Origin of the sequence: Nostoc sp., from assembly GCF_036918245.1 — a bacterium.
Taxonomy (GTDB): domain Bacteria; phylum Cyanobacteriota; class Cyanobacteriia; order Cyanobacteriales; family Nostocaceae; genus Nostoc.
The window spans coordinates 208,067-231,281 of the sequence record NZ_JBALEF010000070.1; the positions used below are offsets into that span (position 1 = coordinate 208,067).

20 protein-coding genes and 5 pseudogenes are annotated in these 23,215 nt (G+C 40.1%); 12 read left to right on the forward strand and 13 right to left on the reverse strand.

The window, feature by feature from the left end:
* Positions 1–91 precede the first annotated feature (91 nt).
* From V7L12_RS19690 to V7L12_RS19700, 3 genes are all read right to left on the reverse strand, one after another.
* Positions 92–592 (reverse strand): CGLD27 family protein, encoded by a 501-nt coding sequence (locus V7L12_RS19690; RefSeq protein WP_334821372.1) that lies wholly within the window; start codon positions 590–592, stop codon positions 92–94.
* Complete coding sequence (gene rsfS / locus V7L12_RS19695) at positions 589–1,047, reverse strand: ribosome silencing factor (RefSeq protein ID WP_335086742.1); 459 nt, start codon at positions 1,045–1,047, stop codon at positions 589–591. The genes V7L12_RS19690 and rsfS overlap by 4 nt, the downstream gene beginning before the upstream one ends.
* A 607-nt stretch (positions 1,048–1,654) precedes the next feature.
* Entirely contained in the window at positions 1,655–2,929 is a 1,275-nt protein-coding gene (locus V7L12_RS19700; protein ID WP_335086744.1) for a glycosyltransferase family 4 protein, read from the reverse strand.
* Between the two features lie 373 nt (positions 2,930–3,302).
* Here V7L12_RS19700 and V7L12_RS19705 point away from each other — a divergent pair, with 373 nt between their 5' ends.
* On the forward strand, positions 3,303–4,496 hold the full coding sequence (locus V7L12_RS19705) for a DNA cytosine methyltransferase (protein ID WP_335086747.1): 1,194 nt from the start codon (positions 3,303–3,305) through the stop codon (positions 4,494–4,496).
* A 13-nt stretch (positions 4,497–4,509) separates the two neighbouring features.
* Here the strand turns inward: V7L12_RS19705 and V7L12_RS19710 are convergent, their stop codons facing one another.
* Positions 4,510–5,448, reverse strand: a complete 939-nt coding sequence (locus V7L12_RS19710; protein ID WP_335086749.1) for a Cfr10I/Bse634I family restriction endonuclease — start codon at positions 5,446–5,448, stop codon at positions 4,510–4,512.
* Between the two features lie 205 nt (positions 5,449–5,653).
* Between V7L12_RS19710 and deoC the strand changes: the two genes are divergently transcribed.
* From deoC to V7L12_RS19745, 7 genes are all read left to right on the forward strand, one after another.
* Positions 5,654–6,334: a deoxyribose-phosphate aldolase gene (gene deoC / locus V7L12_RS19715; RefSeq protein WP_335086751.1), complete on the forward strand. Its 681-nt coding sequence runs from the start codon at positions 5,654–5,656 to the stop codon at positions 6,332–6,334.
* A 62-nt stretch (positions 6,335–6,396) separates the two neighbouring features.
* Positions 6,397–7,422: a DNA repair protein RecO gene (gene recO / locus V7L12_RS19720; protein WP_335086753.1), complete on the forward strand. Its 1,026-nt coding sequence runs from the start codon at positions 6,397–6,399 to the stop codon at positions 7,420–7,422.
* Complete coding sequence (locus tag V7L12_RS19725; RefSeq protein WP_335086787.1) at positions 7,409–9,061, forward strand: MFS transporter; 1,653 nt, start codon at positions 7,409–7,411, stop codon at positions 9,059–9,061. Before recO ends, V7L12_RS19725 begins: the two co-directional genes overlap by 14 nt.
* A 357-nt stretch (positions 9,062–9,418) precedes the next feature.
* Complete coding sequence (locus V7L12_RS19730) at positions 9,419–10,567, forward strand: glycosyltransferase family 4 protein (protein ID WP_335086755.1); 1,149 nt, start codon at positions 9,419–9,421, stop codon at positions 10,565–10,567.
* Between the two features lie 180 nt (positions 10,568–10,747).
* Positions 10,748–11,116 carry a hypothetical protein gene (locus V7L12_RS19735; RefSeq protein ID WP_335086757.1) on the forward strand — a complete coding sequence of 123 codons (369 nt, stop codon included), beginning with the start codon at positions 10,748–10,750 and terminating at the stop codon, positions 11,114–11,116.
* Between the two features lie 165 nt (positions 11,117–11,281).
* Complete coding sequence (locus V7L12_RS19740; protein WP_335086759.1) at positions 11,282–11,551, forward strand: DUF29 domain-containing protein; 270 nt, start codon at positions 11,282–11,284, stop codon at positions 11,549–11,551.
* A complete protein-coding gene (locus tag V7L12_RS19745; protein WP_335086761.1) occupies positions 11,491–11,715 on the forward strand; it encodes a DUF29 family protein in 225 nt (74 codons plus the stop codon). The genes V7L12_RS19740 and V7L12_RS19745 overlap by 61 nt, the downstream gene beginning before the upstream one ends.
* 61 nt (positions 11,716–11,776) lie before the next feature.
* On the opposite strand, the gene V7L12_RS19750 is transcribed toward V7L12_RS19745, so the two are convergent.
* From V7L12_RS19750 to V7L12_RS19785, 8 genes and pseudogenes are all read right to left on the reverse strand, one after another.
* Complete coding sequence (locus V7L12_RS19750) at positions 11,777–12,589, reverse strand: peptidase (protein WP_335086763.1); 813 nt, start codon at positions 12,587–12,589, stop codon at positions 11,777–11,779.
* 10 nt (positions 12,590–12,599) lie between these two features.
* The gene (gene secG, locus V7L12_RS19755) at positions 12,600–12,833 is read right to left on the reverse strand and encodes a preprotein translocase subunit SecG (RefSeq protein ID WP_104906426.1); all 234 of its coding nucleotides are present in this window, start codon (positions 12,831–12,833) and stop codon (positions 12,600–12,602) included.
* Between the two features lie 98 nt (positions 12,834–12,931).
* Positions 12,932–14,530 (reverse strand): 2,3-bisphosphoglycerate-independent phosphoglycerate mutase, encoded by a 1,599-nt coding sequence (gene gpmI / locus V7L12_RS19760; RefSeq protein WP_335086765.1) that lies wholly within the window; start codon positions 14,528–14,530, stop codon positions 12,932–12,934.
* Positions 14,531–14,751: 221 nt separating this feature from the next.
* On the reverse strand, positions 14,752–16,437 hold the full coding sequence (locus tag V7L12_RS19765) for an ABC-F family ATP-binding cassette domain-containing protein (RefSeq protein WP_335086767.1): 1,686 nt from the start codon (positions 16,435–16,437) through the stop codon (positions 14,752–14,754).
* A 155-nt stretch (positions 16,438–16,592) separates the two neighbouring features.
* Positions 16,593–16,919, reverse strand: a pseudogene (locus V7L12_RS19770) (Rpn family recombination-promoting nuclease/putative transposase); the annotation flags it as partial.
* Between the two features lie 85 nt (positions 16,920–17,004).
* Positions 17,005–18,587, reverse strand: a pseudogene (locus V7L12_RS19775) (group II intron reverse transcriptase/maturase).
* Positions 18,588–19,194: 607 nt separating this feature from the next.
* A pseudogene (locus tag V7L12_RS19780) lies at positions 19,195–19,686 on the reverse strand (Rpn family recombination-promoting nuclease/putative transposase); the annotation flags it as partial.
* 34 nt (positions 19,687–19,720) lie between these two features.
* Positions 19,721–20,218: a hypothetical protein gene (locus tag V7L12_RS19785; RefSeq protein ID WP_335086769.1), complete on the reverse strand. Its 498-nt coding sequence runs from the start codon at positions 20,216–20,218 to the stop codon at positions 19,721–19,723.
* A 379-nt stretch (positions 20,219–20,597) separates the two neighbouring features.
* Here V7L12_RS19785 and V7L12_RS19790 point away from each other — a divergent pair, with 379 nt between their 5' ends.
* From V7L12_RS19790 to V7L12_RS19805, 4 genes and pseudogenes are all read left to right on the forward strand, one after another.
* On the forward strand, positions 20,598–20,810 hold the full coding sequence (locus tag V7L12_RS19790; RefSeq protein ID WP_335086771.1) for a hypothetical protein: 213 nt from the start codon (positions 20,598–20,600) through the stop codon (positions 20,808–20,810).
* A gap of 99 nt (positions 20,811–20,909) precedes the next feature.
* Positions 20,910–22,211, forward strand: a complete 1,302-nt coding sequence (locus V7L12_RS19795; protein ID WP_335086773.1) for a hypothetical protein — start codon at positions 20,910–20,912, stop codon at positions 22,209–22,211.
* Positions 22,212–22,610 carry a hypothetical protein gene (locus tag V7L12_RS19800; RefSeq protein ID WP_335086775.1) on the forward strand — a complete coding sequence of 133 codons (399 nt, stop codon included), beginning with the start codon at positions 22,212–22,214 and terminating at the stop codon, positions 22,608–22,610. It begins immediately after the preceding gene.
* 94 nt (positions 22,611–22,704) lie between these two features.
* A pseudogene (locus tag V7L12_RS19805) lies at positions 22,705–23,046 on the forward strand (type I restriction enzyme HsdR N-terminal domain-containing protein); the annotation flags it as partial.
* A gap of 49 nt (positions 23,047–23,095) precedes the next feature.
* Here V7L12_RS19805 and V7L12_RS19810 read toward each other — a convergent pair.
* Positions 23,096–23,215 (reverse strand): annotated as a pseudogene (locus V7L12_RS19810) (IS630 family transposase); the annotation flags it as partial.

The following is a 23,215-nucleotide window of genomic DNA, read 5'->3' on the forward strand; positions in this document are numbered from 1 at the left end:
TTATATTTATCACCTTTTTTAATTAAATTAGTCATTGGTCATTGGTCATTAGTCATTAACTAAGGACTAATGACCAATGACCAATAACTCTTTAAAACAAATGCCAACCTATAGTACCAATAACGTACATTCCCGCCAAGCCAGCAAAGGTAAATTGTAACCGCCGCAGAATGGGTTTAATTTCGTATGCAACAATTAAGCGATCGCGGTTAAGGACTTCCTGTGGCTTTGTCCAAGTTTGACCATCGTACCAGCCGGACTCTTCATAAAATACTGTGGGACTACAAAGGCGATCGCACACGTAGAACCAGCCTAAGTACAACCTCACTAGTATAAGCACTAACCCAACACTTGCTCCGGCTGCACCACAGAGAATAAAATGTGCAATATACTTGTGAGGGGGAAAACTTGCCGCAGCTATGGGCCCTGCAAAAAGCCAAGATAAACCCCAAATCCAAAGGAGTTTCGTGATATACTCGCGCCAATCTAAAGTGGTATCACGAAACAGCCAGGAAGTTTTTAATTCTTCGTATTCATTGAGCGGTTGTTGGTCTGTAGGAACTGGGCAATTAGAAACCGAAGACCTAATCATGTTGGCTTACCCTCACCCTCATCAGATTCTGGAAGGGAAATACGTTCTGCATGAATCCAGAACGCTTCTAAATTATAAAACTCCCGTTCTTTGGGCATCATGATGTGAACAATCACATCACCATAGTCTTGTAGTACCCAACTCCCCTCGATTTTGCCTTCTGTCCTTAAGGGACGGCGTTGCAACTCAGTTTCGACTTTTCCTTCAATTGCTTGAGCGATCGCCCTGACCTGTACCTTAGAATAGCCAGTCATCATTACAAAGTAATCAGCTAGGTAAGATACCTCTGCTACTTTGAGCAATAAAATCTCACCTGCTTTGCGGTCTGATGCCGCAATCGCGATCGTTGCAGCTAATTTTTCGCTCGCCTCTTCGGTTTGGCCGTGGCTTATTACCGCACTCTTCGTCAGTGGGACAGATTGCAATGGGAAATTTCCTTGGAAATAATCAGTCATTAAACCTCAGGTGCTTTCTTCCTTTTGAAACAATTGTTGACATTTACTTACAAACAACAAACAATTGATCTGACAAATGTGTCAATAGGTTTTTTTGAATACTAACAAAAAAACAGGTGTCTATGGGCCTAGTTTGATAATTGGCTGTTTAGATTTCGATATCCGCAACAGCTGATTGCTGATGGTTATTGTGCAGCGATAAATCAACCAATAGCTTTCCGGCAGGAATTGACAGCGAAAATAATCGCAGATTCATCAAACAGCATAGCAATGTAAAGCTAGTAATTCGCAGTTAACTATACATCTACGCTTTATACTGTCTGTCTGCTAAAAATTACGATACAACACAGCATATTAATGACTGGTGTAGCAAAAGTACGATTCTTATACGTATTTTATTAAGTGCTATTAAATACCTTTTTTTCGATTGCCAGGGGTTGAATGAAGTGAAACCGTGAGATTTTTAGTTCAACAATCCACCTGAAAACGTGCTTGTCTATCGCTGTATTTTGATTAGTAAAATTAGTTACCCTCAATATCTTCTGTTACTTATATATGAGGGCATAATTGCAATTTATACAGATGCAACATAACTTTGCTGCAAAGATTAAACTTCTTGTTTCGTAACTATGCCTGTAGACTGAATTGTTCTACGTTCAGCTATCAATGAGTAACACAAGGACTCATACTGATTTAAAGCTTGCTCAAAAGCATATTGCTCAACGGCATATTGGCGACTTTTGTAACCCAGAGTTTTGACTTTTTCGGGGTTTTGGTACAAATCTAAAATTGCCATCGCTAAAGCTTGGGGATCTTCTGGAGGAACGATAACTCCGCCGCCACTTTGCCTAATGGCTCTTGCTGCCGTACCATTGTCGGGGACAGAGGCAATTAAGGCCCCTCCACTAGCAAGTAGCACTTGAATTTTTGACGGCATATTGAAGGATACAACATTTTTCTTTTGCACCACTAAACCAACATCCGCAGCTGCCAACATTTGTGGCAAATCTTTGCGGGGTTGAAATGGCAGTAGCAACACATTATCTGCGCCGCAGTCTAGACATTCCTGTTGCAATCGCTGTAAACCTTTTGCCTCTCCAACGATGACAAAGACAATATCTGGGATATGGCGCAAGACAGAAGCAGCTTTGACGACGCTTTCTAAACCTTGTGTTAAGGCAATGTTACCAGAATACAATACTACAAATTTGCCGTTGAGATTATGTGCTGCGCGGAAAGGGTTATCTTCTTTAGGCAAAGGGCGGATAAAATTTACATCAACCCAGTTGGGAATTTGCACAATTTTGTCAGCTTCTACGCCCTTAGATCGCAAATTGTCTACAAACCCATCGGCGATGACGCTAATTCTACTGGCACTGCGGTAGGCAAATTTTTCCAATAATGTAAACAACCGGATAAGTAATTTATTTTTCAGCAGACCGACATGGACGGCTGCTTCTGGTAATATATCTTGTAGATTTAAGATTACAGGACACGCACGTAACCATCCTAAAAGCGCAACTGGTACACAGCTTGGCAAGGATGGCGATGTTGAGAGGATCACATCTGGGCGCCAACCGATGAGAGCGGGTACAAAACTAGTGACGACGAAACTAGCATCTAGTAACACCCTATCTAATAGGTTTGGTTGTGGACGAATCCAAACGTAATTGCGTTGAATTTGAACGCCATTTTTGTATTCGTTGACATACCACTTGCCCCGATATTCCTGGTAAATTTGCCGCTCAGGGTAGTTGGGCATAGCAGTAACTACACGCACTTCATGCCCACGTTTCACTAGTCCCTCTGCTAATTCAGTCATCAGTGGGGCAATACCAATCGGTTCTGGATAGTAGTTGTAGGAGTAAATTAAAATCCGCATAAAAATTTAGTCTGAAGTACCCCGGTTTTTTATTTAGTGACAAATATTTGTCTGGAATATCATTTGGGTTTGGAAACCCTATATTTAATTGTGACTCCAGACTCTTTTTCTGTCAGGTATTTTCCTTAAAGATTGAGTAAACTTTGAGATGTAATACTTAGGGGAACTGTAAAAAATTTTTACTATTTAAGCAGTTTTCCAATTGTGATTTTTTAATTGGTACTTACGTAGAAACCCTAAGTATATTAGGTTTTGCCAACCCTTAAATCCAAATTGGGATAGTTAGTATTAGCTCTCCGTATAAGTTACGGACATAACCCATTTTCCTAGAATCTGAATATTAATAAGATTTTTTGATTGTACTAGTCATGCAATGAGCGATCGCCCTTATATTTTCTCTTTTTTTGCTGGCTCAGGTTTCCTAGATTTAGGTTTTGAAACCAGTGGTTTTAATATTGTTTATGTTAATGAAATCTTCACCCCATTCATCGCCGCCTATCGTCATTCACGAGAAGTTCTGAAAATGCGATCGCCTGAATATGGATATCATCACGGTGAAGCAGCGGATGTAACAAAACTTATTGTCGGAAAAGAAGCACAACACCTTCAAGAATTAGTCAAAGACTGCCGCAAATCTCATAATATAATTGGTTTCATCGGCGGCCCTCCCTGTCCTGATTTTTCTATTGGTGGAAAAAATAGAGGACGTTTAGGAGATAATGGCAAGCTTTCTGCTTCTTATGTTGAATTAATTTGCCGCAATCTTCCTGATTTCTTTTTATTTGAGAATGTTAAGGGGTTGTGGAGAACGACAAAGCACCGCTTGTTTTTTGAATCGCTCAAGCAACGATTACAGGAAGAAGGCTATATATTAACAGAGCGGTTAATTAATACTATTGAATATGGTGTACCCCAGGATAGAGAAAGAATTATTCTAATAGGCTTCAAAAATAGTTTTCTTAAGGATGTAGAAATAAAAGTCGGTACTGAAAAGTTACTAAATGATAGGTATTTTCCTTGGAAAAATCAGATTTTATATCCTCAAGAAAATGTTTTCGCTTACCCTTGGCGTAAGTGCGATCCATTCCAAGAAAATTCCATCATCCCTTGTCCTGATGGCATCCCTCAAGAATTAACAGTTGAATACTGGTTTAGAAAAAATAATGTACTTAAGCACCCCAATGCTGAAAACTGTTTTCAACCAAGAGCAGGTATCACAAAATTTGCTGCTATTGATGAAGGAGATGATTCTAAAAAGTCTTTCAAGCGTCTGCACAGATGGCGTTACTCTCCGACAGCTTGCTATGGAAATAATGAAGTACATTTGCATCCCTATCAAATCCGGCGAATATCTGTGGCGGAAGCTTTAGCCATACAATCCTTGCCTGCAAGTTTTTTACTTCCAGAGAATATGTCTCTTACAAATATGTTTAAAACTATTGGCAATGGCGTACCATATTTGGCATCGAAGGCGCTAGCTAAAACTATTTTTGACTTCTTAGTAACTAAAGAATACCATTCTAAAAATGAAATCAAACAATTGGAGTTACCATTGATTTTTAGTTAAATTGCTATAGAACTCAGTAATGTTCAATAGCCGCTGCAACTAACGACACTAAATCTGCTTTCCTAGTATATGGGTATGTACCATCTACTAGATGAAAAGTCTGTTCTAGCGCCACACCATGAGGTGCAATTGCCGTACTAAATATTTTTCTATCAGCAGGGGTTAATTCACTGACAACCATGTAATATTTCCAATTTTGCTGTAATACATAAGCAATAGCTTTAATCATAGCTGCTTCAAACAAAGGCTGATAAAGCCTATCTGGACGATTTGAAGTTTTGAGAGAAACTGCTGCTTTAACTTCTTCTATATGTAGTTTTCCCTTCAAAAAATTATAGAGTACTAAACTATCTGGATTTATTGCTTGTTGCTGTAAAAGCGAGTTAATTATGGGCGCAATTCCTTGATTTTCAATAACAACTATAATATAGTCTGGACTAGGCATAAAAATTTTGTCTTTAAATGGTTTAATTTTTGACAAAGAATTATTTATATTAACAAAATTATCTTTGGTAAATAAGTTTAAAAAGTTTGAATATGCTTCATTTATTCCTTCTAATTGTAATTTTGAATTAGGCATAGAAAAAGCCGCAATACACATGCCAGTTTCTTTATTAATATCATAGATAATTTCAGACAATAAGCTAGTTGCTATTAACTCGTTCCATCCTCCTATCGCCTTGTTGAGAGCGCCGACTTGCGGATTTTGTGAGTAATTTTCTCTAAAAGCTTTAATTGTTTCGTTTTTGATCCAGTCTAAAATCTCACTAACCGATAAGTTTTGAGCTAATTTAGTCACTATCTCAGAAGATAAATTTCTGTAGATAGCTCTGCTGTTGATGCGAAATTTGCCATTTGATATTTCTGTAAACCATACCGCGTCATTAAGCATTTTCCTGTTTTTCCAGAGAAGTAAGGTAAAATCTTTTTGGCAAATAAATATTCTTGCCAAAAAGATTTTACCTTCCTAACCTTATTAACACTTAATGTCAACTTAAATACTTACAGTAATTCCGGGATATCTGTAAAGCTGATATTCAAGACAAGTCAGCAGTTAGTTTTCAGGATAAACTCGTAATAAATGTGGTTTAATATATATATAAGAAATGTTTTAATTTTTTATATAGTTTAATAATCAATCACTGGCAGAAGACACGATGGCAGCAGACTATCCAGACATTGATATTGCGCCATTTATCGATCACTCCCTGTTAATGCCAACGGCTACTCCAGAGCAGGTTGAGCAATGGTGTGAAGAAGCATATAGATTCAACTTTGCGGCGGTTTGTCTGTTCCCTGCTCATGTAAAGCAAGCAGTCGAACTCCTCCACGGTAAAAACCCGAAAGTTTGTACAGTGATAGGCTTTCCTTCTGGTGCAACAACTTCAGCAGTGAAACTGTATGAAGCTCAAGAAGCGGTAGATAGTGGGGCCACTGAATTGGATATGGTCATGAACTTGGGCTGGTTAAAAGCTGGCAAAACTGAAAAAGTCCACCGAGAGATTGCTGAAATTTGTGAAGAGACTGGGCAAACGGTCAAGGTAATTTTGGAAACTAACCTGTTGACAGATGCGGAGAAAAAAATAGCTGCTGAAATAGCTATGGAGGCAGGAGCAGCATTCTTAAAAACTAGTACAGGTTGGAATGGTGGTGCAACTGTGGCAGATGTGCGACTTTTGCAAGAATTGGCAAAAGAAAGGGTAGGAATTAAAGCTTCAGGTGGTATTCACACTATCAATCAAGCCCTAGACTTAATTGTAGCGGGTGCTACTAGATTAGGCACATCTCGCGGTATGGATTTGATCCGCCAGCGCGATAACCTGGGAAAGCGTGAATAGTCATTTGTCATTTGTCCTAAGCTAATGACCCTTGAGCAATGATTAATAACTACTGATGACTAATGAGTAGAACCTACAAAGCAACTGGTATTAATCTTAAAACCCAGGCGCTAGGAGAATCGGATAAAATAGTGACGATTTTGACACGAGAATTCGGTCTAATTAGAGCCGTGGCTCCAGGGTCACGTAAGCACAACTCCAGCCTGGGCGGTAGGAGTGGAATGTTCGTTGTAAATGAACTATTGATTGCCAAAGGGCGATCGCTTGATAAAATTACCCAAGCACAGACGTTAAAAACTTATCCTGGTTTAGCTAAAGATTTGGGAAAACTGGCTGCCAGTCAATATTTAGCAGAAATAGTTCTGTGTGAAGCTTTAAGCGAACAACCCCAAGAAGAACTTTATGATTTGTTCAATGAACATCTCCATCGCTTAGAGGCGGTGTCTAGTGCTAATCTATCTGGTGTTTTGGCTCATCTGGCTCATGGTGTATTTCACCTTTTAGCCTTAGCAGGACTGACGCCACAAGTGCAAATCTGCTGCCTATCTCAACGTTCCCTTAAGCCAGACTTCACAGACCCCAACTGGCAGGTAGGATTTAGCATCCCTGCGGGTGGAACGGTTTCCTTAGAAGCTAGGGAACGTTTACGAAGAGAGGGGGAGAGGGAGATGAGGGCAGAGGGGCAGAGGAGCAGAGGAGCAGGGGAGCAGGGGGAGATTAATAACCAATACCCAATACCCAATGCCCCATCCGCAATGACGCCAGTTGCTTCAACGGATAGCGCAGCGTTAGCGAGTACTCGAGCGTCGGGAACCTCCGCAACGCACTGGCTTCCCAATGCCCAAACAGTTGTTGTGCATCGGCAAGAAATACCTGTGATTTCTAGTCGTTTGGGTGCTATGGAACTAGCTTTGCTTCAACAGCTGTCACAACCAGAGATAATGCAAATTGATGGTGCTAGAGACTATGACTGGTTATCTGTTGAGCAGATTTTGCGCCAGTATGCTCAGTATCAATTAGGTCGCCCTATTCGCTCTGCTACTTTAATCGACTCTTATTTTGCTGCCAACCATGATGCAACCGTCTGATTTGGATAAAAAAATCCTGCCTTTGTCACCAAGCCTCGCCAAAAAACAGAGTAGGGTATCAGATCCTACAGTCAGGAATCACTTGAGTGCTATTCCCAAGTGTACACCTAGTCAAATAAATGGCCAAGAAATGTCCCCAAAAGACGTTTCTCAAAACGATCAAAATTGGACAGCGGAGATCCCAAAAACTGATCTTCCAAGCCAATCAGAAACACAATCTGAGGACAAATTAACCACTGCTGAGGTAGATAGCAATGGCGTTCGGAATGGGCAAAATTTGCCAATAGCCACTATTCCAGAAAAAGAATTACCAAAATTAGATGCCTCTGGTTCAGGTGGAGAAGCTATTGCAGGGAATGTAAAACAGCTAGGATTTTTACCTGTATTAAAAAATCCTAATTTTTTGGCTCTTTGGGGCGGTCAAGTTTTCTCTCAACTAGCAGATAAAGTTTATTTGGTGCTGATGATTGCCTTGATTAATACTCAGTTTCAAGGAAGCAATCAGAGTATTAGTGGTTGGGTATCAGTCTTGATGATGGCTTTTACTATTCCAGCCGTATTGTTTGGTTCCGTTGCTGGTGTGTTTGTCGATCGCTGGTCGAAAAAGGCTGTGCTGGTGGCAACAAATATTTGGCGTGGCATCCTGGTTTTGTCAATTCCCTTCCTGCTGTGGTTGACTCATGACTGGAAACCCATAGGAGTGCTGCCAGTGGGTTTTTTGATCATTCTGGGTGTGACTTTTTTAGTTTCGACTTTGACACAGTTTTTTGCACCGGCGGAACAGGCGGCAATTCCCTTAATCGTAGAAGAACAGGATTTACTCTCGGCAAATTCGCTTTATACGACAACGATGATGGCATCGGTGATTGTTGGGTTTGCTGTTGGAGAACCATTGTTAGCGATCGCTGATGGACTTTGGCTGCAAATTGGTGGTAGTGGTAGTTTGGGCAAAGAACTTTTAGTTGGTGGCAGTTATGCGATCGCTGGACTAATTTTGTTCCTCTTGGCAACTAAGGAAAAACACCACCCCGATGATACAGAATTCCCTCACGTATTCTCTGACTTGCGAGACGGTTTTGCCTATCTCAAAGCAAATCAGCGCGTCCGCAATGCTTTGCTTCAACTGATTATCTTGTTTTCTGTTTTTGCAGCATTAACTGTTCTAGCCGTTCGGATGGCGGAAATAATTCCCAATATGAAAGCCTCCCAGTTCGGCTTTTTACTAGCAGCTGGCGGTGTTGGCATCGCTGCTGGAGCAACAATTCTCGGTCAATTTGGTCAACGCTTCTCCTATACTCAGCTAAGTCTGTGTGGTTGTATGGGTATGGCAGCATCCCTGATTGGTCTATCAGTATTTACAACCCAATTATGGCTAGTCCTATTACTGGTGGCGCTATTAGGTATCTTTGGGGCCTTAGTGGGTATTCCCATGCAAACTGCAATCCAAACAGAAACACCTCCAGAAATGCGTGGTAAAGTTTTTGGCTTGCAGAACAATGTAATTAATATTGCCCTCTCCTTACCTTTAGCATTAGCTGGTGTCGCAGAAACCTTTCTGGGATTACAGGTAGTTTTTTTGGGATTAGCTGCGATCGTCTTTTCGGGAGGTATATTAACTTGGTATAACTCACACAAGTAGTTATCAGCTAACAGGAGTTATTATTCATTACTTTGATGTAATTAATAATTTACTTAAAGCTTTTGTGTTCATGGTAAACTGTTGCCAGTGAAAATTTATCACATACTTGCCGGATATCAATATGACATTAGTCAGAATAAGTTGTTTAAATATCAGAAATTAACAGCTTATAACTAAAATAAATAAAGCCATAAATTCACTGGTTTAATCAGCTGACAATAAGCTTTTTAAACTAGTAGAAACTTGTGGAAATTTTTAATAAATAAAGAAACCAGCAAGTATAGTTAGATAAAAGAAAAATCACAAAGGACACACAATTAATAGATTTAACCCGCTTTTGTTACAGCTAAATAAAGAATGCGTATAGCCTGGATTGGAAAAAAATCACCATTTTGCGGCAATGTCACCTACAGTCGAGAAATTACAAATGCCTTGCTAGATAGGGGACATCAAGTTAGCTTTCTTCACTTCGCCCAGGAAGAGTCTGAACCTGATAATTGGCCAAATCTTCGAGAGGTTTCCCTACCTTTCATTTACAAGTCCCAGGTTTATACAATTCCCACTTTTAAAGCCACCAAAGTTTTAACCGATTCACTGCGGGAAATCAAACCAGATGTAGTCCATGCTTCCTTGACATTATCTCCTCTAGACTTTTTTCTACCGGAAATCTGTGAGGAACTGAGGTTGCCCCTAGTTGCCACTTTTCACACACCATTTGCTGGCAAGGGGGCAAAGCTGGTATCGGGAACACAACTTTTGGCTTATCAGCTCTACGCGCCTTTTTTAGTTAACTACGATCGCGTGATTGTATTTTCCCAAATTCAGCGAGAATTATTGGCAGGGATGGGCGTAAGGGAAGAAAATATTGCCGTAATTCCCAATGGTGTTGATACCGCCAAGTATTCTCCAGGATTTTCTCAAATTAAAGCAGAATTTAAAGCAGAACGCTTATTTGTTTATCAGGGTCGCATAGCCCCAGAGAAAAATGTCGAAGCTCTCCTCCGCGCTTGGAAGCAGTCGGCAATGGCGCCTGGTAGTAAGTTGCTAATTGTTGGCGACGGCCCTTTGAAGTCTTCCTTAGAGCCGTTTTTTGGTTCAGAATACGGCATCATCTGGTTAGGTTTTGTTGCTGATGAAGACCGACGCATCGAAATTTTGCGGGGCGCAGATGTATTTGTTTTGCCTTCATTGGTAGAGGGTTTATCCCTATCTCTGTTAGAAGGAATGTCGTGTGGGTTAGCTTGTTTAGCAACAGATGTGGGTGCAGATGGAGAAGTATTGGAAAAGGGCGCAGGTGTAGTTATTAGTACCAAAACAGCGCGATCGCAATTGAGAACGCTGTTGCCAGTGTTACAAGACCATCCAGAGTTAACAACCTTACTGGGGCAAAAAGCAAGACAGCGTGTATTAGACCGCTATACCCTTAGTAAAAATATTACTCTGCTGGAAGAACTTTATAAAGAAGTTTTAGCACAGCGACCTCTACCATTAAGTCGTAGAGCGTAGGGAAAGGGAAAAAGTGCGATCGCACTGGAAATTATCAGATGACAATGAGTGCGATCGAGCAACAATTTTAGGCAGCATTGGCTAGTATTCTAGTTATGCTATTATTATTTGTGAGCTATGAATACAGATATCTGACTAAAGAAAGTTAACGAAATCAAGTATGACGCAAGTCAGATAACGTTGATAAATATCCCTGACTTAGAGCAGCTAGAAGATGGAAAGTGCTGCCGAACATATATATATTGCTTCACAAATCCGTTACCTGAACAAAACGTTATCGACCAAATTGCAAATAGTTTGGAGAAGAGATTCATCTTTTCAAAGGAAGTATATGAGATTCCTGAAGATGTTGAAATTTGTGCATCTATTTTCATGGAGCGTTTACAAGATAACGAAGCCAGAGTTCGTGTTTTGACAGATCAACCGGAAGAAGATTGCGTTTACATCTTTGGGATATACACTCTGCCACGCAAAATTGAGGAAAGGTTTGGAATTGTACAGTCGATTCAGGGGGAACAGCGAGAGACTTGGATTACTGACAGACGGTAGTGTAGAACTTTTGCTTGATTGTTCTTCTGGGAGTCGCTGGATATCTTCTGACTTAACTTATGAGTGCTGTGTATCTTTTTTTTCTGGGCAATTATCGGCAAAAATTAATAAATTAGTTAACATTAAATAATAAATAACAGTAAATTCAAGCTACAAAATCAAAAAATGACTGCAATCATCGACATAAAAACATTATATGAATCCAACTACCTGCAATGGTTAGAAGAGACTATTAAATGTCTCAAAAATCGACAATTAGCAGACGTTGACTATGAAAACTTAATAGAAGAATTGGAAGATTTGGCTAAAAATGAAAAAAGGCGAGTAAGAAGTTTATTGGAACAGATTATTAGACATTTATTACTTTATCAATATTGGGATTTAGAAATGCTAATCATTCGACTGCGGAAATTATTAGTTTTCGGAACCAAGTAAATGAAGATTTAAGTGCCAATTTACGCAATTATTTAGAGGAAAATTTCAGCATAATTTATAGCAATGGCTTAGATTATGTTAAAGCTAAAACAAATTTAACCAATTTACCTGAATTATGTCCTTATACCTTAGAGCAAATTTTGGATAAAAATTGGTTGCCTTAATCTTAAATTTTGATTTTTTACACAAAACATATTCATATTTTAACTCAGCAACACCATAAAATTAAGTCGCTGAATTATCCACTAAAGACCATCCTAAACTGGTTGGCTGTTCATAAACCCGCTTTAAAGTATTCACATCCCTAACAGAAATAGGCGACGGTTGACGAACTTGGGAAAAGTATAGGGCATCCGTTTGTAGCGGACTATGACCCCAAATTCCCAGCGCATGACCGAATTCGTGGCGGGCTGCTGCAATAAGATACTCACCTGTTTGAGTAGGACTTAGCAAGATGGTGAAGCCGTGGGATAAAACTTTGTTGCTGGTGTATAACTCGTAAGTAGTTTGTGCCGAGCGCGCACGGGGTATATTACTACCAGGGGAAATTTGTAGAGGTGGCGCTTTTCGCACAATCGTAATATTAGCACTTTCTGGCTGTTCGACTACTGTTAAAGGTAAATAAGTACTCCATTCCTGTACACCCTCCAAGACACCATTAACCCATGCTTGAGCTTGTTTTTCACTGATGGCTTTTGGTGGTTCTACGTAAACGCTAATGGGAAATTGTGACCAAATTAAATAACCTACTTGGGTTGTTGTGACTTGGGAAAAGTAGTCACCACTGTTAGTGCTATCTTGCCACTGTGCAAGTTTGGGCGGTAAGGGATGGGATTTTAGGGGAGATGGTGGAGAGAGAGAGATTATTAAGTCTGAATATGCATATTTTGGTGTAATTGTAAACCCATTAATCGACTGAAGATTAATAAAAACGATTAACAGCCCTGTGCCAATAAATAAGGCAAGAGCTGTAATTAGCCGTCGTGAAATTAAATTTATTAGGGTGTTAAATATCGGGTGTTGGGTTCTTTTCCCCATTTACCTATCCTTATTTAGGCAGCCAACCAGCACTTAAAACTACTGTCAAACCGAGAAAAATTACTGTCAATGCCCAAGTAATTCGGTTTAAGGTATTTTCTGCGCTTTTGGTACTGCTAAATAGCTGGGCTTGTCCGCCAATGGCCCCAATGCCATCACCTTTGGGGCTATGCAGCAAAACTAAGATAATCAAACCAGTGGCTGAAAAAGCCCAAATGCCTTGCACGATATTATTAATTGTCATGGTAGGAATCTCATTTATAACAAGTTTTAAAAAACAGAATTCAGAATTCAGAAGTTAGGAGTCTTTAGTAAACTCCTAACTCAGTACTCAGCAATCTTTTACAGCCCTACTTGCACGGGAGTGCGAGGACGTTGCAGCTCGTATTCTGCTGTTTTCAGCAGCGATCGCCCGGTCATTTCTGGTGGCTGAGGCAGCTGTAAAATCTCTAGAATTGTGGGGGCGATGTCGGATAGCTTGCCATCGCTTCGCAGTTCGACATTTGTACCATATCCAGGGATTTTGACTTTTTCTCCTTCCACCAAGATGAAGGGGACTGGGTTAGTGGTGTGGGCTGTCCAGGGATTACCCCCATTATCTAGCATATACTCAGCGTTGCCGTGGTCGGCAGTAATAATTGTTGTACCGCCGGCTTTGATAACGCTCTCTAGTAGGCGTCCCAAACAGCGATCAACTGTTTCAACTGCTGTAATGGTAGCTTCGATTTGACCAGTATGCCCTACCATGTCTGGGTTGGCATAGTTAATCACAACTAGAGAATATATACTCTTTTGAATCGCAGCGATCGCTACATTTGTAACTGCTGCTGCTGACATCGCTGGGGCATGATCGTAAGTCGCTACCATCGGGCTGCTTACCAGTTCCCGATCTTCTCCGACAAAAGGTTCCTCCAGACCCCCATTAAAGAAATAGGTGACGTGGGCGTATTTTTCTGTTTCAGCGGTGCGGAACTGATTCAAACTATGATTGGCTATGACTTCTCCCAGAATGTTACTGAGATTCTGCGGCTCAAAGGCTACAGCCACGGGTAAGTCTGAATCGTACTGCGTAAAGGTGACAAAAGATAGCGGTGTGATTTGCCGTCTTTCAAAACCTTTAAATGTGGGACTGACCAAAGCTTGAGTCAGTTGTCTAGAGCGATCGGGGCGGAAGTTGAAAAATATCACCCCATCCCCTGGTTCTATTGCGCCTGGAGCAATTCGGATTGGGTTGACAAATTCATCTTTTATCCCTTGGTCGTAAGATGCTTGCAAGACTTCCACAGCCTTGAGACCATTACCAACACTATCTTGTATCATCATGTCGTAGGCGCGTTTGACGCGATCCCAGCGGTGATCGCGATCCATCGCGTAGTAGCGACCGCTGAGGGTGACTATGCGCCCAATGCCTGTGCGGTCTATATAATCTTGCAGCAGCGCGATCGTTCTTACACCGTCAGTTGGGGCGGTGTCACGACCATCGGTGATAGCGTGAATACAAACTTCTGGAATTCGCTGGTTTTTGGCTAAGTCAAGTAGTCCGAATAGATGGGTGATATGCGAATGTACCCCTCCCTCAGAACAAAGCCCGACTAGATGCAGCTTGCTATTCCGAGAACGAACTTCCTGGCAAATTTTGACAAGTGCTGGGTTTAAAGCAATAGAACCGTCTTCGACTGCATCGGAGATGCGTACAAGTTCTTGCGGTACCACTCGCCCAGCACCAATGTTCAAATGACCAACTTCCGAGTTGCCCATTTGACCCTCTGGCAACCCTACGGCTTTTCCTGAAGTGTGGATGAGGGTGTGCGGGTAAGCTGCCCATAAACTGTCCACGATTGGAGTTTTAGCAGCAACAATAGCGTTTCCTCGCCTTTCCTCGCAGTAGCCCCATCCGTCTAAAATGACTAGCACCACAGGAGCAACAGGTGCTTTGGTCATAGTAAAATTGCCCTTTACTTTTTGTAATAACCGAATGATACCACTGCTAATCCACGCTGCAAGTGAATTTTTGCTTATTAACTTCTTTTCTGAAGGACTTGCAGTCTTTTGAAATATGTTTTAAATTTTAGTAATTTTCCTGTGATGTTTTTAAACGCTAATAACGAGTGATTACTTAGTAGTAGCGTTTGAGCACTACTACTAAGGTGTTATCCACTCCTTTATTTCCTTTTTGTGGAAGCTTTTGCAGCTTTCTTAGCCGCTTTTTGGGCTTCTATTGCAGCTAACTTTGCTTGTTCTTTTTCTTCGGCAATTTTCTGGAGATAGTAATGATAATCTCCTAAGTAAACGCGGAATTCTCCATCACGAATTTCAACGATTTTATTTGCTACTTGAGAAATAAAGTAGCGGTCATGAGAGACTACAATTGCCGTGCCATCATAATTTTGAAGCGCTTCTTCCAGCATTTCTTTAGCTGGAATATCTAGGTGGTTTGTCGGCTCATCTAAAATTAGTAAGTTCGCGGGACGTAAGAGCATTTTTGCCAACGCCAAACGAGCTTTTTCTCCTCCACTTAATGCCCCTACTGCTTTAAATACAGTATCACCAGTGAATAAGAAGCGTCCCAAAAGTGTGCGGACTTCTTGATTATCCCAGTCGGGAACTTCATCATGGATAGTTTCCATGACAGTTTTCTTCAAATCTAAGGCTTCAGCTTGATTTTGCTCAAAGTAACCGGGAATAACGTTATGATCGCCTAATTGAACACTACCTTCTGTAGGTGGTTCCATACCCATAATTACACGCAGAAGAGTAGATTTGCCAGCACCGTTGGGGCCAAGAAAAGCAATGCGATCGCCTCTTTCAATTAGGAGATTTGCTGCTAAAAACAAGATTTTATCACCATAAAGATGAGTTAAATCTTTAATATCTACTACCTCGCGTCCACTGCGGGGTGCCGGCGGAAAACGGAAATGTAGAGTTCTTACCCCTGCAATGGGTGCTTCAATGCGCTCGATTTTGTCGAGTTGCTTTTCCCGGCTTTTTGCCTGAGTACTGCGGGTAGCACTGGCGCGAAATCTATCAACAAAGGTTTGCTGTTTCTCTAATTCTTTTTGTTGGCGTTCGTAGGCACTAAGTTGTGCTGATTGACTTTCAGCTTTTTGTGACAAATATGCCGAGTAGTTACCAAGGTAGGTACTGGAAACGCCACGTTCAGTTTCCACAATTTGGGTGCAGAGGCGGTCAAGGAACTCTCGGTCATGGGAGACTATTACCATCGGCGTAACTAGCCCTCTGAGGTAATTTTCTAACCACTCAATGGTTTCTAAATCCAGGTGGTTAGTCGGTTCATCCAGCAGCAACAAGTCGGGTTTTTGCAGGAGAATTTTACCCAAACTCATCCGCATTTGCCAACCACCACTGAAGGCACTGACGAGGCGATCGCCATCTTCTAGCCCAAACCCCATTTCTGGTAAAATTTTCCCGATGCGTGCATCTAAGTTGTAGCCATCCAAGGCTTCAAATTTGCGCTGCAAGCGATCCAACTTGTCGATCAGTCGATCCAGTTCCTCTGGGGTAGCCGTTTCCATCTCTCGTGGTATATGCGCCAGAGATAACTGTACTTCGTTGGCTTCTTTGAAGACAGTCCAAAATTCTTCTCTAACGGTGCGGGTGGGGTCTACTTCAAACTCTTGGTTGAGGTAGGCTATATGTAAGCTATTGGGACGGATAATTTCGCCGGCGGTAGGTTCAATTTCCCCAGAGATGATTTTGAGTTGGGTAGATTTTCCAGCACCATTGACACCGACTAAGCCAATGCGATCGCCTGGTTTAACTTCCCAGTTGATATCTTTGAGAACTTCGCCTGTGGGATAAATTTTACTTATATGTTCTAGTCGCAGCATTAAGTTTCTCTCAGGTAGGGAGTGGGTGGTTGAGGACGAAGTACTAACACCGCCTCTAATATTAACAAAAATTAACTATAAATTCGTCGTGAGAAAGTCTGGAAGCCGCAAACCAAATTTGGCTTGAGCCACGGATAAAATTTACCACATCTATCTCAAGGCTGGCTTTGTGTTACTTGTCTAACTTCTTCGACACTCAAATCTAACGCCTCTGCTACTTGTTCTACAGTCAACCCTGCTGCCAGCATTGCTGGGACTGCTTTTAGTTTCCCTTTAATCTCACCTCTAACCTCACCTTGTTCAATACCTTGTTCAACACCTTCCTGAAAGGCTTCCTGATAAAATTTGGTTTGCTTTAACTCGCTTAAGCCAAACATTTCCTCCATCTCCTCCCTACTCATTGCAGGAAACTTGTAAGCCAAAATAGTCTCTATAAATTGTAATAATTGCTGCTGTTTTGGTGGTGAACTTATCTCTGACTGGTTGAGTCGATGGGGAGTATTATCTCCCGCACCTCTCAGTTAAATCTGGGCGTGCGACTTTCACCGCACCCAGCTTCCGATGTTCTTAGCTTGCGCTTTTGCTCATGTGTTTGTAATCGTGGCAACTCTCATGAATTGCTTCAAGATTGTTTTTCTTCCAGTTGGCATGATTTCCGTCGATGTGATGTAGATGAATCTGTTCTTCATCGATGAACTTTAAGCCGCAGGATGCACATTTATGGTTTTGCTTCTTAAGAGCAATAGATGTTTCGCCGTCGTAGAGCTTACTTTTGCGTTCGCTCCAGTAGGCTGTATCTCCGTCGTAAGGTGATTTAGTTCCCTTGACAGAAATGTGTTTGTTTTCGGAGTAAGGGACTGCTGGAAATGCCTTGTCTAGTAATTTCTTGCTAGAGTAGCGGTTTTGCTTGGTTTCCTTGTTAAATACCTTGTAAGCTCTTTTTTCGATGTAATATAACGAGTTTTTAGACCCGTCCATCTTGCAGAACTTATGGTAATTTCTCCAACCTCTAACTACTGGGGCTAATTTTTCAGCCTTTGTGGTAGCACCATAATTCGAGTTGTTGACGATGTGTTTTACTTTCTTACGGAATGCTTTGAAGTTGTCCACTGAGGGAATGCTTCTGAATTTTCCGTTTTTCTGGACTTTAAAGTGCCAGCCCAGGAAATCAAACCCATCTGTCGCGGCGGTAACTTTGGTTTTCTTTTGGCTTACATTCATTCCGCGTTTGCGGAGGAACTCGCTGATTCTTTCAAGTATCTCTGTCGCATCATCTTCGGGTCGGAGTATAATAACCATGTCATCCGCGTATCGGATTGATGGCTCGACGATTTTTTCTGCCGATGTTTTAGGTGTAATCCTTTTACCCTCACAATATTGAGAGTGGTATCTGTGTATACCCTCAATCCCGTTGAGCGCAATGTTAGCTAATAAAGGACTAACCACTCCCCCTTGAGGTGTTCCCTGTTCGGGGAATTCTGGGTTTACTCCTGTTTTTAAACATCGAAAAATTCCGAGTTTTAAGCCTTTGGGGGAGATGAGTTCGTCCATTATTGCTGAGTGGTTAATCAGGTCGTTGCACTTTTCAATATCGAGTTCAATTACTCGTTTTTCTATTCCATTGCAAAAGGATCTAAGGTTTTCAAAGATGTATTTTTGTGCATCGTGGGCAGAGCGCCCAGTTCTAAACCCGTAACTTCTGGCGTGGAAAGTGGCAACGCGCAAGCTGGTTCGAGTGCATATTTTGCTAGGCATTGCCAAGCTCTATCCGTGATGGTAGGTATTTTAAGTATTCTGGTAGTCCCGTCCTTTTTGGGGATAGGGATTTCCCGTAGTCCTTGATGCTTCCAATTTCCACTATTCATTTTCAGTAGTTCTTCAAGGTTGAAGCGTTCTTCAAATGAGAGGGATTTCTTCCCATCAATACCAGCCGTCTTTTTGCCAGCATTTAGCTGAGATACTTGTCTTATTGCAAGAAATCGAGCCGAGGTGGATTTAAGAATAAGCTTTTGGAGCGACCGAGCTTTCCGCTTGTCTCCAACTTGAACAGCTTTAAATACACGCTTTTGAAGGCGGAAAAGATTTCGGCGGAATTTCTTCCACGGTAAAGCTCTCCAAGATTCACTAGTTTTATAACTGTGTCTAATCATTTTCTCTTCTAGAGTTTGTATTTTCTGAACACCTCAGACCAATTACGGTCTGTCCTACCCGAATTGTGGGGATTCCTCCGCTCGTCTGGGCTACTTGGGGTTCGACCGCCCCTAGACCGACAACTCGTTTTTATTCGTTCCCTCGGAGAGATTGATGAGCCACTGCGTTGCGGGGGTTCCCCCCGTTGTAGCATGTGGCGTTGTTCCGTTAGGTGTGGTCAATTCAACCACTGGATTCCCAGGACTCTTACCGCTATAGAGCTAAGATGCGGCGGGAATTAATTCTCCAGTGAAGTCAGGGTTTTTAGTGTTACGCCCTGCTCAAGACTAGGTTGCTTTTATAGACCCGGTTTCACCGTAGGAACTCCCTATTAGCGCCAGTGTCAACCCGCAACGGTCGTCTGATTGCGCCCAGTTAAGAGCTTCACTCTATAAGAACCGAGCTTATTCGGTGTGAGCAGGTGAGGAGTCAATTCTGAGTCTGAATGGCAAGACTTGCACTTGCATCTGACCGAGAGTTCAGCCCCTAGTGACAGTGATCTGCTGTCGGGCTGGATTAGTTATTTTCGGGATGATTACCGTGATTCTCTAATCAACGAATCGCACTAGTTCTGTCTATCAACTCCCTTGCTTTAGCGATCGCTATATCGTCGGTTGCAATTACTAATTTAGCAGTTGCAATGCCAATTGGAAGCGATACACCTTCACCTAATTCATCCAAATAAATGTGCCTGACGCGCCCACTTGTGAAAAACTCACGGTAATGTTTGATATTGCCTATATCTACATTCCTATTTGGGTATAAAACCACAGCACCCCAATCATTTAATGGTTAATTCTGACTGAGATATAAACATATTTCTGCAATTAGCCGTGAATAAACTTCCCCATCAGCTTGAAATTGCACTTCAATAAAGTAAATCGGGTTCTCACTTCCTTGTGTAGGCAGAAATACACCATCGATTCTGAAAGCTGTTTGTTTGATTTCAACTGATGAAAATTGATAAAGGCTAGCTTCTTGGGGCGGATTACCAATAAGTTCAAAGAAGATATCAGGGAATTCTTGAAACAGCCGATAAAAAATGATGTCTGTTTTCACAATTTTATATCATTTGAAGATTTTGATTTGCTGTTCATGTGTTACTTGATTTTTCAGAACCATCTCGCACTTCCAGCAACCGCTCTTTTGCCAGCCCTAATATACGTGATAAGGGCGCTAACAAACTATCATCAAATGTTTCTCCAGCATAAATATTATTCAGTTCTGTGGGAGATAATTTAAAGGTGTCGCAGAATTTAGCAAACTCCTGGTTACTCAAGTCAAGCTCTTTTTGTCTATCATCAAGTAAAACTGCGATCGCTCTAGTTCCATGTTTGGGGCGCTCACTAGTTTTTACATATTTTTCCATTAAATAATTGACTTTTCTGGTATCGCCTCCCATTTTTTTAATTAAATCAGTACAAGCCCTTTTCAGCGCTTTTTTTAAAACTTCTTCTTCATTTAGAAACTTAATAATTTCGCTAGCATATTCTGGTTTAAAAAATCCTACCAAATCACCTTTATGGTAAACTGGGATATAAGGCTCATTTGATTCAAAATGCCAATCTAACGGTTCGTTGCGTAGAGACATAGATACCTCTCTAAATCATCTAAGATTTCACCATTTTAAAACCATTTATTCTTTAACTGCCAGTGGTGATATTGGGAGCATCTTACTTTTGTAAAAATACCATAGGCGATTAGAAATCGCAGCTATACAGACAAAACCCACCTGCGTGGGTTTCAACTTTTTGGAGTCCACGCAGTCGGACTTAGTTTGTTTAGCTGTTATGTATTTCTACCAGAACCTCGAACTCAACTAAAATTAGCGATTGCCTTGCTCATCACCAAGTAGCTAAAGGCTTACCAGAGAAGGGGTTGGTAGTGTTATGAGGCTGTTGTTAGATATTCAACCATAATGGGCATACTGTAAATATCAAGTAAGTAAGCATCGAAACAGGGTAAACAGTATGTTGACGATAACGTGGCAAGAAGAGATTGCATTATTGAAACAAGATTTGAGAAAGGAAATAAAAAAAATCTCTGGTCATTCTGAAATTAATATACCTAATCATATTTGCATTAATAACCTAAAATCCAAGTTAGATCGATTAGATGAAATAGAAAAAATTCTTAGTATAGAAAAATATAAAGTTGCCTTTATAGGTACTATTGCTCAATGAAAAACAACGGCTATCTGCCATCTTTTTAACTTAATAAGTGACTTCACAGTTTCCAATAATAGTGGTAGTAAAAATGAGAATGGAACCGGGACAAAAGAGTTGCTGTCAACGGGAGCAGGTAGAACTACTATATGTGAAGTGATTATCAAACCATCTGAAAAAACTTACATAGAGATAGAGCCTTATACAGTTGATGAGATGGAAAATCTTATTTATGAATTCTGCGAATATATTGCAAACAAAGATAATCCTAAAACAGATCAGAGAATAATTATTTCTAAAGAAATTGAAAGAGCTATTAGGAATATTATAGAAATAAAGTTACGTTCTAAAACTATTTATGTTGGTAAGAAACCTAAAAAGGAAACAATTGATTCAGCTAAGGATGAATTTGATAAATTAGGATTAGATGAACTAAAAAAACTTGCGTTTAATAATGCCAAGCTTGAATCTCGAACTACGAATACAATTGAATTTAATAATCAGAATAATGAGCAAGAGTGGATAAAAAATACCTTTGCTGCTATTAATGCTGCTGAGTTAAAAGAATTTGCTATTCCGAGAAAAATATATCTCTATGTGAGCCATGATGTTTTATCTGGTTCAAACTTGTCTCAGTTTGATTCAGTCGTTGATACCAAAGGACTTGATGAAAACCCAATTCGTAAAGACTTGCAGAAATATATTGAAAATCAGGATACTATCTGTCTCTTTGTAACTCCTTTTGCCGCTGCCCCAGAAGCTAATATTACTAAATTAATAGGTTATCATCTTACATCTAAATCCAAAGACTTTAATCATAGATTCGTAACTTTGGTATTGCCTCACAAAGATGAACCTGAAAAAGTTAATGAATGTGACGGAGATTATGATACAGGAATTCAAATCAAAACAGATGAAATTCAAGCTACATTCGAGAAGTTGAACTTAGATTTCTTGATAGAAAATATCTTATTCTATGATGCTTTGAGGTACTATCATAATGATATATACAGTGAAGAAAATATACAGGCAGATAAAGATTACTTTATCGAAGGTATAGCGGGTGTAGTAGAACGTAGACAAAATATTTTATTGGGCGAAATAAAGAATATTCAAGAAAGTTTTACAAGAATAAAAAGCGGTGATGGTTTAACAGTATCAGAAATAGAAGCAATTAAAAATGCTATTCAGAAGATAAAGGCTTTAGAAAATCTGAGTCAGAGAGTACCTAGTTTTGTTTATAAAGACGAAGGACAAGATAAAGGTTTTGTTACTAAATATATTGAATACTATTGTGAAGTTTATAAAGCATGGAATACTAAAGATGCTATTCATAGAAACTTTGGTTTCTACGAGCCAAGAAATATAGATATATATTATGATATGAGGGTTTTTGCTGAGGGAATAAATGAAAATTAAATGTTAAAAAAGTTTACCAAAAAACCAAAACAGGAATTAGAAAATATCCTGAATGACCTGACATGTGCGAATGAATCTTTAAAGACATTTAGCCCTGAATTAGTTGTACAATTTAACTCATTGTATGACGATTTTATAAGTGAAGTAGGAAAAGAAATTCCGAAGGAAGCTAAAAGGAAACTATCACCTCAAAGTGAAGATTCTAAATTCTGGGAGGCTCTAATTAATGAAATAGGTAAGGTAAGACCTCCAGGTGAAAACTATACAGATAATGTATGTCAGACCTTGAAGCACGAACTTGAGAAAGAGAAAACTTTAAACACATTTTTAGAGATTCAAGCAGGAAAGTATTGGAAAAAGTTAGTTATTAAACTATTAAGTTTTTTCGGAGAAAAATAGACAGATAGCAATTTAAAATTGCATAGTAAATACAAAGGATGCAATATTTTTGCGTCCTTAAAATCCCTTTTTTAATAAATCAAGCTTATTATATATGAATAACTTAAATGAAGAAATATCTATAAAATTAAATATATACAAAAAAAATTATACGGAATATACAAAATGTTTGGTTAGAGGAAGAGAAATTGTTATTGATGGAAGACCAGAAGAAAAAATTAGACAATTGTTTATCTACTTTTTGGTAAATGGAAGTGGTTTATTTCCAAATGAGATTGATATCAAAGTTGAATCTAACAATCATGATATAGAACTGTATAAAACTGTCAAAAATAAAGATTTTAAACCATATCAGCCTCCTCTGATGATTGTGGAGGTAAAGCGAGAAGAAGAAGACTTACGGAATCATGAGGGACAGATTGAAAGATATCTAAAAAAATCTTGTTCAGAAATAGGTATTCTATTTATAGCAACCGCCAAGGCGGTTAGGACACCAAACGCAAGACATCTTCAATCGCATCTCGTAAACAATCAAACTGATCGAGTTTTTTGCGGATTCGACTCTTTAACCAAGACCAGCATTGCTCAATCTTGTTGAGGTCTGG